The sequence below is a fragment of the Roseovarius spongiae genome, assembly GCF_003651245.1.
GTDB classification, from domain to species: Bacteria; Pseudomonadota; Alphaproteobacteria; order Rhodobacterales; family Rhodobacteraceae; genus Roseovarius; species Roseovarius spongiae.
In genome coordinates, this window is sequence record NZ_RAPE01000007.1 from 59,790 (window position 1) to 74,229 (window position 14,440).

Annotated in this window: 18 protein-coding genes; 14 read left to right on the forward strand and 4 right to left on the reverse strand. The window is 59.5% G+C overall.

Annotated elements, in window-relative coordinates; translation table 11 throughout:
* Positions 1 to 35: 35 nt before the first annotated feature.
* The gene (locus D6850_RS19580; RefSeq protein WP_166434119.1) at positions 36 to 260 is read left to right on the forward strand and encodes a hypothetical protein; all 225 of its coding nucleotides are present in this window, start codon (positions 36 to 38) and stop codon (positions 258 to 260) included.
* Positions 253 to 1,359, forward strand: a complete 1,107-nt coding sequence (locus tag D6850_RS17715) for a saccharopine dehydrogenase NADP-binding domain-containing protein (protein ID WP_166434120.1) — start codon at positions 253 to 255, stop codon at positions 1,357 to 1,359. Before D6850_RS19580 ends, D6850_RS17715 begins: the two co-directional genes overlap by 8 nt.
* Before the next feature lie 164 nt (positions 1,360 to 1,523).
* On the opposite strand, the gene D6850_RS19335 is transcribed toward D6850_RS17715, so the two are convergent.
* Entirely contained in the window at positions 1,524 to 1,736 is a 213-nt protein-coding gene (locus D6850_RS19335; protein ID WP_147438925.1) for a hypothetical protein, read from the reverse strand.
* Between the two features lie 165 nt (positions 1,737 to 1,901).
* Here D6850_RS19335 and D6850_RS17720 point away from each other — a divergent pair, with 165 nt between their 5' ends.
* Entirely contained in the window at positions 1,902 to 3,521 is a 1,620-nt protein-coding gene (locus tag D6850_RS17720; RefSeq protein WP_206019316.1) for an RcgA family putative transporter, read from the forward strand.
* 1 nt (position 3,522) lies between these two features.
* The gene (locus D6850_RS17725) at positions 3,523 to 4,548 is read left to right on the forward strand and encodes an RcgR family putative quorum lactone hydrolase (RefSeq protein ID WP_121168951.1); all 1,026 of its coding nucleotides are present in this window, start codon (positions 3,523 to 3,525) and stop codon (positions 4,546 to 4,548) included.
* On the opposite strand, the gene D6850_RS17730 is transcribed toward D6850_RS17725, so the two are convergent.
* Positions 4,536 to 5,636 (reverse strand): hypothetical protein, encoded by a 1,101-nt coding sequence (locus D6850_RS17730; protein WP_121168952.1) that lies wholly within the window; start codon positions 5,634 to 5,636, stop codon positions 4,536 to 4,538. The two genes, D6850_RS17725 and D6850_RS17730, sit on opposite strands and share 13 nt — an antisense overlap.
* A gap of 257 nt (positions 5,637 to 5,893) precedes the next feature.
* On the opposite strand from D6850_RS17730, the gene D6850_RS17735 reads away from it, so the two are divergent.
* Positions 5,894 to 6,700 carry a hypothetical protein gene (locus D6850_RS17735; RefSeq protein WP_206019317.1) on the forward strand — a complete coding sequence of 269 codons (807 nt, stop codon included), beginning with the start codon at positions 5,894 to 5,896 and terminating at the stop codon, positions 6,698 to 6,700.
* Positions 6,701 to 6,812: 112 nt separating this feature from the next.
* Here the strand turns inward: D6850_RS17735 and D6850_RS17740 are convergent, their stop codons facing one another.
* Both D6850_RS17740 and D6850_RS17745 read right to left on the reverse strand, forming a co-directional pair.
* A complete protein-coding gene (locus tag D6850_RS17740; RefSeq protein WP_147438926.1) occupies positions 6,813 to 7,085 on the reverse strand; it encodes a hypothetical protein in 273 nt (90 codons plus the stop codon).
* 117 nt (positions 7,086 to 7,202) lie between these two features.
* Positions 7,203 to 7,490, reverse strand: a complete 288-nt coding sequence (locus D6850_RS17745) for a hypothetical protein (protein ID WP_121168954.1) — start codon at positions 7,488 to 7,490, stop codon at positions 7,203 to 7,205.
* A gap of 133 nt (positions 7,491 to 7,623) precedes the next feature.
* On the opposite strand from D6850_RS17745, the gene D6850_RS17750 reads away from it, so the two are divergent.
* The 9 genes from D6850_RS17750 to D6850_RS17785 are packed head-to-tail and all read left to right on the forward strand — an operon-like array spanning position 7,624 to position 14,440.
* Positions 7,624 to 8,022, forward strand: coding sequence for a hypothetical protein (locus tag D6850_RS17750; protein WP_245964251.1), 399 nt, complete (start codon positions 7,624 to 7,626; stop codon positions 8,020 to 8,022).
* 40 nt (positions 8,023 to 8,062) lie between these two features.
* On the forward strand, positions 8,063 to 8,692 hold the full coding sequence (locus tag D6850_RS17755; protein WP_121168955.1) for a lytic transglycosylase domain-containing protein: 630 nt from the start codon (positions 8,063 to 8,065) through the stop codon (positions 8,690 to 8,692).
* Positions 8,689 to 8,973, forward strand: coding sequence for a TrbC/VirB2 family protein (locus D6850_RS17760; protein WP_121168956.1), 285 nt, complete (start codon positions 8,689 to 8,691; stop codon positions 8,971 to 8,973). The genes D6850_RS17755 and D6850_RS17760 overlap by 4 nt, the downstream gene beginning before the upstream one ends.
* Positions 8,974 to 8,983: 10 nt before the next feature.
* Positions 8,984 to 9,262, forward strand: coding sequence for a VirB3 family type IV secretion system protein (locus D6850_RS17765; protein WP_121168957.1), 279 nt, complete (start codon positions 8,984 to 8,986; stop codon positions 9,260 to 9,262).
* Complete coding sequence (locus D6850_RS17770; protein ID WP_121168958.1) at positions 9,252 to 11,624, forward strand: VirB4 family type IV secretion/conjugal transfer ATPase; 2,373 nt, start codon at positions 9,252 to 9,254, stop codon at positions 11,622 to 11,624. The genes D6850_RS17765 and D6850_RS17770 overlap by 11 nt, the downstream gene beginning before the upstream one ends.
* Positions 11,621 to 11,788: a hypothetical protein gene (locus tag D6850_RS19585; protein WP_166434121.1), complete on the forward strand. Its 168-nt coding sequence runs from the start codon at positions 11,621 to 11,623 to the stop codon at positions 11,786 to 11,788. Before D6850_RS17770 ends, D6850_RS19585 begins: the two co-directional genes overlap by 4 nt.
* Positions 11,789 to 11,846: 58 nt before the next feature.
* Positions 11,847 to 12,935 (forward strand): lytic transglycosylase domain-containing protein, encoded by a 1,089-nt coding sequence (locus D6850_RS17775; RefSeq protein ID WP_121169006.1) that lies wholly within the window; start codon positions 11,847 to 11,849, stop codon positions 12,933 to 12,935.
* Positions 12,935 to 13,768, forward strand: a complete 834-nt coding sequence (locus tag D6850_RS17780; protein ID WP_166434122.1) for a type IV secretion system protein — start codon at positions 12,935 to 12,937, stop codon at positions 13,766 to 13,768. The genes D6850_RS17775 and D6850_RS17780 overlap by 1 nt, the downstream gene beginning before the upstream one ends.
* A gap of 18 nt (positions 13,769 to 13,786) precedes the next feature.
* Positions 13,787 to 14,440 carry a VirB8 family type IV secretion system protein gene (locus D6850_RS17785; RefSeq protein WP_121169008.1) on the forward strand — a complete coding sequence of 218 codons (654 nt, stop codon included), beginning with the start codon at positions 13,787 to 13,789 and terminating at the stop codon, positions 14,438 to 14,440.

Here is a 14,440-nt window from a genome sequence, read left to right on the forward strand (position 1 = left end):
CCGAGACCGCATACACTCTGTGGGGCGTCCCGCTGGTGTCGATCGACGAATGCGGCATCTTTCGGATCGAGGAAAGCCGGCGAGGCAACGGCTTTCGGGTCTCACACCGGGTCTGGGGCGACTTCCCGGCCACACTTTATGGCCGGGTGCTCAGCTGGATCGCGGTCGCCCTGCTCGACATGGAAACCGACGCAGAGCGACACACGCGCGTGGAGCTCGAATATTTCGAACGACGTCTGGACGACGATCAGGATGGCTGAAGGTGGCACCTTTGCGGTCCTCGGCGGCTATGGGCAACTGGGGCGGGCGGTGGCAGAGTTGCTCGTTCGCGAGGGTGATGCACAAGTCGCAATCGTCGGGCGTGATATGAAGAAGGCGCACGGTGTCGCGCAGGACCTTGCTCGAACTTCAGCCTCGGCTTCGGTGAGGCCGATGCGCGCCGATGTGAACGACGCCGTCACGCTGGAGCGGTTGCTTGCCGAACATGATGTACTGATCCATGCCGCGCCTCTGGCGAAACCGGCTACGGAAGCCCTGCTCTCTGCGCTCTTACGGACAGGCGGACGGACAGTTCTCATCAGTCATGATGTCACCGCGACCAACACCCTTCAAGCGGCACAGGACGAATTGATCGGTGCCGATGCCTCAGTCATTTTAGACGCTGGGGCTGATCCGGGGCTGCCCGGCCTTGTCGGCCATTTGGCAGCTACAACCCACGGCACCGCGAAAGATGTGGAGCTCGTCGCCCGCTATCGGGCCAAAAGCGTTGGCTGCGCAGGGCTTGCCGACATTCTCGACGGTGCCTCGGATGCGGCGTGGCTCTTCGAGAACACGTGGCGTCGCGCCGGATATTTCGAACTGCAGCGCAAGAGTTTTCCCGGTAAGCTCGAACCTTCGCTGACAATGCCCGTTTATTTGCCGGAACTCGACGCTCTTGTAGATCGGCATGGTCTCAGCCGGCTTGCGCTCTGGCACGGTGGGCTGAACGGACTTGCTGATCTTGCGGTTTCCGTTCGACGACTGACAGGCAAGCTGCTGCCGCGCCACCTTTTCCTTGAGGCTCTCCGGATATCAGTCAACCATTTCAATCCGCCTCCATATGGACTGGGAGTCTCGGCCACCGCGACCGGAGACGAAAAGGCATCCACGGTAAAGGTAAAGTTGACGCATGTGGATTGCTTCACCCCGATAGGTCAGCGACATTGCCAGAAAAAGTCAATCTATCTGTCAAAAAGGGACAAAGTACTGGCCATAAAGGTCAAACTATGTGGCCACCAAGATGCAACAGCGCATACTCGCAGAACAAGTTTGGCGTTCTGCATCGCGGCAAAGCACGTGAGAAATCGCGAATCTCAATAATTGAATTTGCTAAGGCGTTGACAACGCTTCAGGACCGGTCGCAACAATGAGGCCATCGGACATTCAATATAGAAAGTGTGGGTCAAAGAAGTCCAAACCCCAGTTGCATCACCGCATGTTTGAGTTGGCCGATGAGACCATCAGAGCAATAGTTCTCGGTACGGTCATTCATAAACAACATCACTATGCGGTGCCGCTGACCACCTCGGAGTAATATCTCCGGTGTTCCATTCGTAGAGCCAGCCAACAAGCTCGCCGGTTTGGCGGTCATAGATGCGTTTGACCGCCTGAGCATGGAGACGCTCTTCGCAGTCGCACTTCTTAACCCTGCGTGCAGCGAAAATCGGCTTTGTCTTGATCTTGACGACTGAAGTCACGTCGCACCCTCCGGTTCATGAAAACGAATACCTGTGAGTCTCGAAACCGAGACCGCCCTGAGGCAGTGGCCAGTTTCAGCCAAAATCCGCCACTCGGAATAGTTGAGCTTACCTGTCTGCTGTGATCACGATAAAATATGCAGCGGGGCGCAAAAGAACGAAAACTTGGCGCGGAAGCTTTTGATCAGAAATGGAAAATATTTTGTTGCACCGCAGGAAACGGACGAGGATTTCAAGCGGCTTTTTGCTCGTCTAGCGTCAGCAGGTGCGGGTAGACCGGTTGATCTTCACGGCTTCCCTGACGGACCGTGGACACCGGAAACCTTGGCCAACGCAATTTCCTCGATCGAGGCCAATCGCAACGGAATCGAACTCCGGACCGTCCAGGTCTGGTTTCAAGACAATGACAATGGGATCAGCAGCGATAACATCAGATGGCTGGCACGAATCTTTGGTTGTGGTGATCCCGAGGCGGTGAGCGAGTGGCAGACAGCGCTCAGCGCCGCTCGATCCAGGCTGGATGCCAAACGGCGCGAGAAGCGCGGAGCGAAGGATGCGCCAACCACGTCCGCTACGGAATTGGACCAGAGCAGCCCCGCTGGCGAAATCAGGCCAGAAGGTATACCGTCCGCAGTGCCGAAGCCGAAGATGGCCGCCCGCCAGACACCGCGTTCGGGGCTTGCTCGGGCAACGGAGGCAGTGTTTAGCGGATCACCACTGAACCTGCCGGCCTCGGTCTTCGCAGGCGCCGTGGCGCTGCAGTTTACCTCCTACTTCCTCGGTATACACGAAGTGACTTTCGAGGCCCCCGACGGTCTCACCAAGCAAGTCGGATTCCTCTGGGCCCCCAACTGGACGTTCCTGTTTCTCGCGTTCATGCCCCTGTTCTTTGCGGCTACCGCTGAATTGCTCCTATTCTGGAAAGAGACAGGCCGACCAAAGATCGCGAACGAGGTATCTCTTGCAGAGAGCCATCGCGACTGGTCGCGCAATCTGGACGCCTCGTCTTACACATTTTGGGCCGTATTTCTCATATGCGTTCTGTTCGCGGGAGTCTTCCAGTGGATCAGCGTCCGGCTGCTCCCGCTGTTGCGCGGCGGAGGGGACTTCGCGATCGATTGGGGCTCGCTGGCGATCATTAGTCCGGAGATCATTACGGTGCCCGAAACGATGGCCTTCACGGGCTTTGCGTATCTCTACATGTGCATTTCCTTCTACCTGTTCTTCGCGGCCCTCATTCTGCTCTACTGCGTTGCGCAGGACTTTGGAAATATCCAGAAGACCAACCCCGGCAACGGCGATGCGGCCAACAACGAGGTGATCAGCGTGGTCGGCGCCAGAGTGATAGGGGCGATTTTCCGCTGTGCTGTACTGGCGATCTTCGTCGCGGTCTGTATGAAACTGCAAAGTGCCTACCTGACATCTAGCGGCACGAACATCGCTCGCTGGTTGATGAACGACATGTGGGCGGTTTTCTCTTCAGGCGACCGGCCGCAAAGCTTGGGAGAGTACAGCGCGCCCAATCACTTCACCAGCCTGCTGATCGTCCTGTCTTCGATTTTTGTGTTCCTTCATGGCGCGTCTCGGGTGGCCGGTGGGGGTCGCGTGAATAGCAGACTTGGGATGATGGTTGCAACCGTGGGACTTCTGAGCACGGCCTATCTGTTAATCGGCGCGTTCGCGGGTTTCTCGGTTTTGCTGTTTGCCGCGGTGTTACTTGCAACCTTCGCACTCTATGATCCGGACTTCGGTTTTGGGAGCGCGAGCGAAGAGCGGAGAGATTAGCGTGTATCTGAGTTGGCTGGATCGGTGGGATGAGAAGCGCGTTCAAAGAGGAAATGCGCTGAAGGCACGATCTGAACTCATCCTTGACGCCGACCGGGCTTTCCCGGGGACGGAGCACGATGTCACGCTCGCGGACTTCTGTACCCTTGCGGAACACGCGTCCGACGATCCGACATTCTTTGAGCGCCCTGCGACGCCAACTCTCGACGTTGAGCAGGTGGAAGATCGCCTGACGTTTCCGTCAGACATTCAAACCGACATCGATGAGAACAACACGGTTTGGGCCCGCGCGACGGAAAGCGGAACGTTGGAGCAGGCGCTGATCGTCTTTCATCACTGGAATGCTCAAAAGCATCAGCGCCACCTCGCGAACTACTTCTCGAAACGCGGTATCACCGTGATCGAGATGGCAATGCCCTATCATTTCGAGCGCCGTCGATCAGGCTCGGTCTATGCGGACTACATGCTCAGCGCCAATATCGGTCGAACCGTCCAGTCTGTCAGGCAAGCTGTTCTCGATGGCCGAAAGCTCGTCGCGTGGCTGAAAGGTGAAGGCTATGGGGAAGTATCCGTCCTCGGGATGAGCCTAGGATCATGGGTGGCCGGCTTGGTCGCGGCCCATGATGAAAACGTCTCGAAAGCCTCGCTCTTTCTGACGGCCGGCAGCCTTGCGGATATGGTCTGGACCGGACGGGCAACGGAGGCGATCCGGCAAAGCCTTCAGCCCGGCATGGAGCTCGCAGACCTGAGGATGGCGTGGAGTCCGATCAACCAGGAGACCTACGCCCGACAACTCGCTCGGCCAGGGCTGGACCTGCAGCTTGTTCTGGCGAAACGGGATACAGTTGTTGTCCCGGAGCTGTCACACAAGTTCATTCAGAAATTGCGGGCCTCGGGCGCGCATCCCGACGTATTGGAGCTTAACTGCGGCCACTACTCGCTGGCCCTGCCGCCGCACGTCCTATTTGCCGGACTTCGATTGCGCGGGTTGCTCAAAGGTCGTCCGACATCCCGTCAGAATGTGTAGCTGACCTGCAGGCCCGCCGAGACGCCATCATTCCCTGAAAATGCGGTGACGGAGGAGTCCGCACTGCCAAGTTCGAAATACGTAAGACCGGTTGTCACTTGCCAGCTTTGGACCTCATAGGACACGGCCACGCTATAGCTGACGTAGCCGTCCGTGCCCGAGAAGTTCCCGACGGTGTCACCAAGATCGCGCTCATAGCCTATGGCCATGGCCCCACTCCAGTTCTCGGTGAATTGGCGTCCTATCCCAAGCTCATAGGTCCAGATATCGCTCGTCCCACTGGCGATCGGAGTATTGACGGGGCCGACGCCCGGAACCAGGGAAAAGAAATCGGCGGGCTGAACCTTGAACTCGGACCACTCGCGCCACCGGATCGATCCGAAGAGGAGCGTGTCAGCGGCGATCCCGGTTTGCGCATGAACAGTGACGACCTGCGGGATTTCAACCTCGAATGGCGACCCGCCATTGTCGCGAAACTCGTGCCTTGTCCGCGACTCGTAGGTGGCGGCGGTCCGAAAAGCGATGTCCGGGATCTCATAGGCCACGCCAGCAAGATAACCGAACTGATAGTCTCTGCTGACGCTCAGGCTGTAGGGGCTCGGCATGGATGCGGGCGAAACAACAGTGATGGTCCCATCGACACCGATCAGTCGCAGACCGCCGTAGACGCTGATCCTGTCGCTGATTTCATACCTGGCGAGCGCGGTGTAGGCGATCGACGAAACCTCTGCGCTGGAGCCGCCGAAGAATGCGAGCGCATTTGAATAGGCCAATGACGCTCCTACTGGCTCATCGATAACAAACGCCAGTGTCATCCGGTCGCTCAAATCGCGTTTGTACCCAAGGGCATATGACTGGTAGCTGTTGGCGATGTTACCCGTTGGCCCTGCCGGGATGCCAGACAGAGGAACCCCCGACACCGTTGGCTTCACCGTTCCGACGGAAAACTCGAGATAGTCCCGTCCCTCCTCGAACAGGATCTGCGATGGGTCGCCGCGCCGCTCGATGCCACCAGCAAAGGCAGTGGAAGAAACAACGAAAATCAGGCCCGTCAACAATGCTGCGTTCTTCAGTTCATTGGGAATCATCTGAACCTCGAAATCTGCTTTCCAATGTTTCGAAACATAGCTCTTGAGAATGCGACCGTGGCGGGATCGGCCATTTCACGCTGATTGCAAGCTGAGATACCCGCGCCGACGCTACGCTTGGACGCTCCAGCCCATCTGACCCTGCCCGCAATGCAGGGACAGCCGCATGGGTGCAGGACAAAGCATTTGTCAAAACCGTAGGATAATGTCAATACTGTGCTATTGATTCATCATCATGTGTGCATCGAGGAGGTTTCATGTTGAATGCCCTCAGAACGACCGCCTTGACCGTAGCAACGCTGACGGTTGTCGCGTTTGCCATGACCTCCGAACGAGCCAGAGCCCAATCCTATCAGATCGACTGCGCAATCCTTCTCTGCCTGTCGGGCGGATGGCCAGCGTCCGTCCCCTGCGCCCGCGCGCGTGCCGAGTTCATCCGCCGCATCACACCCTGGCCCGTGGAGCCTCCACTGCAAATCTGGCGCTGTCCAATGGGCGCGGCCTATCCGGTTGATCCGGATGCTCTCACCAGCGAACGTATCTACGAGATCCTCTTGGAGCTCGATCAGACAGCCCCGCTTCAGTCCTTCCCGGTCGATGACGCCGGAAACCTAGTCACGGGACTCGACGGAAGCCTTGCGGGCACCCCTGCTACAACATTTCCGAAACCACAACCTGCTGTCCTCCAGGTTGCGGATAGCGACACGACTCCACTGTCAGAAAGGTTTTCACTGCAGCTCGCGCAGGATCGCGCCGATATCGACATCAGCGGTCCGGAGTTCAACTTCGTCCGCTCGATCCGCGTCTTTCAGACTCAGGCACGTCAATGGGAAAGTGGCGGAGAGGACGGTGGCGAGTGCAATCGCTACGCGAGCGTGCGACTCGGCAGCTACGGCACGCAGGGCGACTACGGTTGGAGGCGGAGCAGCATCGGTGCTCTTCCCGACGCCCATATCGGCGTCGAGCGCTACGGCGATAGTTGTCCGGGTATCTGGCATCGTTCGGTTTTCGTGGAGTGGCACGACTACGAAGGCGACTACGGTTACGAACAGGTCAACTACTAAGCAACAGGTGGAACTCGCGGACCGGAGCTTGCACAAAGTGCGCGAAATCCCTTTTCACTGATCCAGCCACCCAACCGCGCACTTTTCATTCTCCCGAATGTATCGAGGTTCCCTACCCGTCTTGCCCCTGCAGAGTGGCACGCAGAACGTTACAGGCATACATGCCAATCTCGCTGCCCGTTTCGTCGTAGGCGATCATCGTGCCGTCGAGTACTTCCTGCCCAGACGGCACGTCCATCGCACGGATTTCAGCGTTCTTATCTACCGCTTGGAAGGCGTCCAACGCCGCTGCATGGCAGGCTGCATCACCCTTGAAGTCCATGCGAGTCTCCACTTCAGAACCGGTTTCGAAGTTGAAGACTACGATGATCAGCAAGACCTTCATGATCATCCCCCCACGGAAAATCGTGATCCGAAACCAAGCGATAATTCCGCAACCTGCGATCTCCACATTGCTAGGCATCACTCAACGCAGCTGTTTGCCCGGCTAGCCGTCTGTGTGTCACTGACCCAACACTTGCAGAAACCGCCCGTAATCCTCACTGACCTCGCGTGCCTCCTCGAAGGCCCGCGCTCGCTCCTCCTCGAGGCAGCGGAAATATGCCTGGATGTCCTGGATGTAGAGCTCAAAGTCAGACCGAATCAGGTCTCCATACTCGCGAATGTCTTCGGCGTCGGTCGGCACGAAGGGCCGCTCCGGTGCGTAGCAGGTTTGTGCCATCGCAACCCCCGGAAGCCATAATAACAATAATACAGCGACAGAGCAGATACAGGTGATCTGTTTGCGCATGAGAACAGGCCCTCGATGCTTGAGGAAAGCGACCAGCCATGCGTAATAATGGCGTCGAGCGAAAGCTTGCGCAAGACAAAACCGCATCTTGCACACAAAACAGTATAATTGTAATCATGGCTCATCGGAACCAATGGCTCCGGTGCGCCCAGAGACGAAAGAGCGCGCCGTGGCGATAGATTTGCAAAAAGAAGCGCCGAATGTGGTTACAGAAGCGGGATTCAAGATGCTCGTTGAATCCGGATACAGCGTCGAAGTCGTCTGCAAGCAGGATGCCTACCGGAAAAACTCCGTGTGGCATGGCATCTGGCTCTTGCGCGCCGTTGACGACGACGGCGTCGAGAAGGAACTTGTCACCGCCCGGGCGCGTCCCGATGGGGAATTTATCCAGCTCCGGACCTTCAAGACGGTCACCGGACTCGTCTCCTTCCTTATCGATCTCGGCTTTTCGGTGGTGGCCTTCCCGGTCTACGAAGGCCAGCGCTGGACATACACCTTGGCGGATACGCCAGACGACGACAGCGACAGCTAGCGCCGTCCTGCTGCTCGCGGCCCATGCCGCGTCGGCGCAAATGGTCTACACGATAGAAAGCGACGGATCGCTTTCCCCCTCGAACTCCCAAGACGCCTTCGCACGCAACTACAATGACGGGATCGGTCAAGGCGATCCCGACGCACCGCTAAATATCTTTGGGAGCGACCGCGAGGCTGAGACAGAAGGCGACGATGGCACGTTCCGCGTCGCAGCGGTCGCCCCACGCATCGCGGTCCCGCGCCCGGATATCCTCGCCGCCATAGACGAGACGGCGCTCCGTTATGCCGCGCATCAGGGTTTGCGTACTTCCGGCCTCTCGGTGACAGAGTGGCGTCTCCTCTTTCGCGCCAATATCGAAATCGAAAGTGCCTACAATCCGAACGCCCGGTCGCGGGTCGGCGCCATTGGCCTTGGTCAGCTTATGCCGGGAACCGCCGACATCCTCGGCGTTGATGCCTCTGACTGGCGGGCCAATCTCGATGGCTCGGCACGCTATCTCGCCGCACAGCTCGAGACTTTCCGGGACACGCGGCTGGCGCTTGCCGCTTACAATGCCGGGCCGGAGGCGGTCCGAGAGCATGGCGGTATTCCCCCTTACCGAGAGACGCAAACCCACGTTCAGCGGGTGCTGGCCGTGTTCAACAGGCTGGAAGGAGAGAATTCATGAGGCCCCTACCCCTATTACTGACCGTTCTGACGGTCTTCGTTGCCTTGGGCGAACCCGCCATGGCGCAGAGCATCGACCTGTCGCCTATTCAGGACCTTCTGCAAGGTATTGTCGATGCGCTCACCGGCCCGCTTGGTGTGGTGATCGCAACCCTCGCGGTGATCGGCGTGTTCCTGAGCTGGTTCTTCAACATCATCGACTTGCGGCAGGCCCTCTGGGTCTTGGTCGGTATCGCCGGTGTCGCTGCCGCACCCACGATCGTGGCCGCGGTCTTCAGTTGAGGAGTTTGGCGTGGCGGAACGGTCCCCCCTTTTTCTTGGCCTCGTACGCCCGCCGAAACTCTTCGGTCTGCCGATCATGTATGCCGTGGTCTGGCTCTTCGGCTCCGTCCTTCTCTTCGTCTGGATCCAGAGCTTTGTCGTCCTGGGCATCGCAGCCGTTCTCTATCCTCTGCTTTGGAAAGCCGCAGATTGGGATCCGCGCTTCATCGATGTGGCGATGACCACGCTTCAGGAAACACCTCCGACCCGAAACCGCAAAATCCACTTAGGCGACAGCTATGCCCCGTGATGATGTGAAGGAACGTGACGAGCGCACGCTGATGCCCAACTGGTTTCAGCATGAGAAGCATCTGGCACATATGCTGCCCTACGTGAGTCTCGTCGATGATCGCACGGTCCGCACGCGGGTGAACGAACTCTTCCAATCCATCCGGATCACAGGGGTCAACAGCTACACGACAGATCATGAATACCTCGATAAAGTCCGCGCGCTCTTCGCGCGGATCGTGGCGCAGCTTGGTGAAGAATTCAGTTACTACGTCCACAAGGTCTCGAAGGGCATCAAGGTGGACCTCGAGCCCGTCGACGGCGACAGTTTCGCCGCCATGGTGGACGCGCAATGGTGCGACAACATGAATACCAGGGGGCTTCGGGACAAGACGCTCACACTGACAGTCATCCACCGCCCGCCAAACAAAAGCTTCCTGAGCTTCATGCGCAGCCCTTCGCCCGAGCGCCTGAAGGATGAGACGGTCAAGCGGCTGCGGCGATTGAATGAAGCCGTCGGCATATTCACCTCCGGTCTGGCGGAGCTGAAGCCGTCCGTGCTCTCAGCTGAGACCGGGGACCTGGTCGGCTTCCTCGGTGCCCTGAACACCGGCCAGGAGCGCCCGCTCTACCATACCTCGCAGTTCGGATTTCTGGCCTCCTCGGCCGCGAACACCCGCGTGACGTTCTTCGGGGATCATTTCGAGCTGAGCGAGGGCGTAGCAGGTCGCCGTTTTGGCAAGAGCTACTCCATCAAGGATTACTCCGAACAGACAAGCTGCACCATGTTCGATACGCTCAACCTGCCCGTCGATATGATCGTCACGCATTCCTTCACACCCGTAAACACGAACATGACGATCTCGCGGATCAAGCGGCAGGTGAAGCAGATGCAGGCCGCCGATGATGCCGCAGTCTCGCTCCGCGAACACCTTTCCTTCCTGGCCGACGATCTCGAAGCCAAGCGCGCCAGCATGGGCGATCACCATATGGTGGTCACTGTCTTCGCCGAAACGCTCGATGGGCTCGAAACCCTCGGCGCCGAGATCGTGAACGCCGCCGCCTCCGAAGGCGTGACGATGGTCAGCGATCGGTTCGGGGCAAACACGCATTTCTTCAGCCAGCACCCCGGCAACCAGCCAAAGCGTTTGCGCCCCAGCACGGTCACCAATCGCAACTTTGCCGATTTCGCTGCCTTCCACCGGACGCAGCTCGGCAAGCGAGCCGACGAAGTATCCTGGGGCAAGGTCATCTCGCTTTTTCCCACGCCAGAAAAGAGCGCCTACCGCTTCTCCTTCCACGAGGCCGGGTCTCCTGGGAAGGAACCCACGAGTGGTCACACGCTCATCATGGGTCGCCCCGGTTCAGGCAAGTCGGTCCTTGCCGCCTTTCTGATGACCCAGGCCAAACGCGCGGGGGCGCGGGTCTTTGTCTTCGACTATCGCCAGGGGATGGAAATGGCCGTCCGCGCCAATGGCGGGCGCTACACCACCATCCAGGGCGGCATGCCCACGGGTCTCAATCCCCTCTGGACCGAGACCGACAGCCGCGGCATTGCCTGGCTGGCCGACTGGTTCGGCACCCTGCTCCACCGCGAAGACAAGCCCCTCACCCCGGCGCAAACCAACCGCATCATGGAGTGTGTGCGCCAGAACGCCCAGGCCACCGACCCGGGCCTTCGCGACTGGCAAAACTTCGCATCGCTCTTCATGTCGATGGATGATGACGGGGATCTGAACCAGCGGGTTCTCGAATGGGCCGAGAAGGGCCGGTTCGGATGGATCTTCGGCCACAGCCTCGAGGACACGTTCTCGCTCGATGGCGACATGGTTGGTTTTGATCTGACGGGCATTCTAGACAGTGAAAGCGACAAGGAGCGCATGGCGGTCCTGAGCTATCTCTTCCGCCGGATCGAGCGGAAGATCGAGGACCGCCGCCCGACGATCATCATCATCGACGAGGCCTGGAAGGCGCTCGACAACGCGTATTTCGCGGAGCGATTGTCGCAATGGCTCGTCACGGCCCGGAAACAGAACACCGTGGCCGTGATGATGACGCAATATGCCAGCCAGCTCGAGCGGACCCGCACCGGCAAGACCATCGTCGAGGCGGTCCCGACACAAGTGCTTCTCCCAAACATCCGGGCCAATGCCTCGGACTACGCGATGCTCAATCTCTTCCAGAAAGAGCTCGATACGCTCCTGAACACAGGCACGAACTCCCGGCTCGCGCTCATTCGCGATGACCAGGGATCGGTGGTCGTCGACGCCGATCTGAGCGCCCTCGGACACAACCTGACCATCCTCGGCGGCATGGAGGCCGGCGAAAAACTCGTCGGCCAGGATTACCGCGCCCGTCCCGATTTCTGGAGACTACAGCCATGAAAACATTCTCGCTCGCTTTACTGATCTGCACTCTCGCTGCTTGCTCCAACTACCGCGAACCTGAGGCGAACTGCTTCAGCTTCGTCGCGCGTGGCGATGCGCCAATTGATTGCCACTTTGACACGCTCGGTGGTGCTGACTTCGAGGACCTCGCCTATGAGTAGGCCGCTTTTCGCCACGTTGCTTTTGATCGGCGCGGCTTCGACCGCGCTGGCACAAGGCGTGCCGGTGAATGACAGCGGCTTGACCGCACGCGATCTGATCGAGACTGCGGACCGCGAAGCTGATCTTGCGGTGCAACGGGAAACGCTCACGGTCCAGGAACAGATTTCTGCGATCGAACGCGAACAGCTCGCCGTCCTCGATGCGATCCTCGACGCACAGACCAGTTTCGACAGCGCGGCCATCACCGGCATGGTCACGGACCTTGAGGGCGGTAACGGCGACACAGACCGCTCCGCCGAAGCCGTCTACGGAACAGCCGACATTGATCCAAACCCCGCCGGAGTTCAGATGTTCGGGGACGCGGCGGAGAATATCGAGCAGCTGATCATCCGGGTTGCCCAGGAAACCCACGGGCGGCCCGGGGTCTCTGCCGCCGGTCTCTCGGTTGTCCAGTGGCGCGCGCTCCTTCAGGCTCTGATCTGGCAGGAGAGTCGCTTCGTGATCCGCGCGGAAAGCCCCGTGGGTGCCTACGGGCTCACACAGATCATGCCCGGGACCGCCAACGATCTCGGGATCAACCCGGAATACCGCACGAGCCCCTATCTGCAGGTCGATGGCGGCGCGCGCTATCTCTCGGACCAACTGGCGCGCTTTGATGGCAACATCATCTTCGGGCTTGCGGCCTACAACGCAGGCCCTGGCCGCGTCATCGAGTATGGCGGCGTGCCGCCCTTCCAGGAAACCCAGCACTACGTCACCGTCATCCCGCAGCAATACAATGCGTACCTTGCGCGGATCGGCGGGATCGAGGCGCTCGGCACCATCGACCCGGCGCTTCTCGCGAACTCGAACCTTTCGCTGACCGGCGCGGGCGCGGCCTTCTACGGCAGCAATTCCCCGACCGCGATCCGGCAAGCCACCCTCCGCGTCCGCGATATCGTAACCCGTATCGGGACCACGTCGGATGTGCAGGAATCGATGGCGCTCAACACCTACGCTAGGGCCGAGCTGGTCCGGCTCATCGCGGCCATGACCAGGCTCCAGGCCGCGCGCACCCAGCCATTCAGCGCCGAACAGATGCGTCTCGCCGCTGCGCGCATGCAGGAACAAGACTTCATGACATTCATCATAGAGGAGCTGGACTGATGCCCGCCCAACTGCTTTGCAAATCGCTGCGCGCTCTCACCCTGTCAACCCTACTGACGCTTGGTGGCATCGCCGCGCCGGTCGCACTTCTGCCGGTAGCCGCAGCGGCCCAAGGCGTGCCTGTTATCGACACCCAAAACATCGCCCAAAACATCCAGCAATTGCGCCAGATGATCGAGGATGAACTCCTGCAGAACGAACAGCTTCTGCAGCTGCGCGAACAACTCACTACACTCACGGACCAACTGGCCGAATTGCAGCGGACCTATGAGGCCCTGACGCGGCTTGCGGAACTCCCCGAAATCATCGCCACGGAAATGGAGGCCGAGTTGAACGGCATCCTCGATCAGGAATTCGGCGATATCCAGGCGACTATTCAGGCCATCCGTACCGGCGACTTCTCGGGCCTCAGCGGCTCCGGCGCCGCCGAGATCGAAACCCAAATGGACCGCGTGTTGGCCGAGCTTGGCTTTGATGACGATACGCTCCGCGAGATGGCAACCAGCGGCAATGCCGGGGCGGAACGGATCGCCACCCAAGCGACCACAGGTGCGCTTGTCTCGGCCGCCGCACAGAACAGCTACGACGATGCGGGCCAGTCCCTCGAACGGGTGGAGCGCCTCGTCGGTCTTATCGACGACATGGATGAGCTCAAGGAGAGCGTCGATCTCAACACGCGTGTGACCGCCGAACTCGCCATCGCGCTTGTCGCCATGTGGCAGCTCGAGGCCGTCCAGACGGTGGGCGATGGCACCGGTGGCGTGATCGATGCCGCTACCATCGCCGAAGAACAGAACTTCATGGAGTTCACCATTCCGGATTTGGGCGACTGAGTTTCGAGGCATATGACGTTGAACAGTGAACGCGAAATCATCGAGGAGGAACTGGTCTACGGGGCGCTCCGCCGGGAGCGGCTCTGGCAACGGCTTGGTCTCCTCGGGATGATTTTCGGGTTGATCGGCTCCCTTGGTGCGGTGATGGTTGCCATCCTCGATGTCGACCCGCCGCCGGTGGTTGTCCCCTACGATCCAGAGACCGGATTTGCCCTGCCCGAAGCCTCGGTCGGCGCCACGCACGTCACCGGGAATCAGGCCGTCATCGAGGCGGAGATCTTCCGCTATGTAACGGACCGCGAGGTTTACAATCAGCTCGACAATGACGTGCGTATCCGCAGCGTTCTTCAGCGTTCCGATGGCCGGGCGGAAGCCTCCGTCACGGCGCAGTGGAACAGCGCAAACCCTGAGTACCCTCCGACCGTCTACGGGGCCAACTCCACACTCGATGTCGAAGTCCTCAGCATCAACCTGATCGGTGAGAACCGCGCCACGGTGCGTCTTCGCAAGCGCCTCACCTCCATCCAGGGCATCCAGGCGGGCCTCTTCACCGCGACGCTGCTTTTCGAGTTCCGACCCGAGGAAGCGCGCACGATCGATCAGGTCTGGACCAACCCCTTCGGCTTCACCGTGCTCGAGTATTCGATCCGGTCCGACAGATTGGAGAACTGA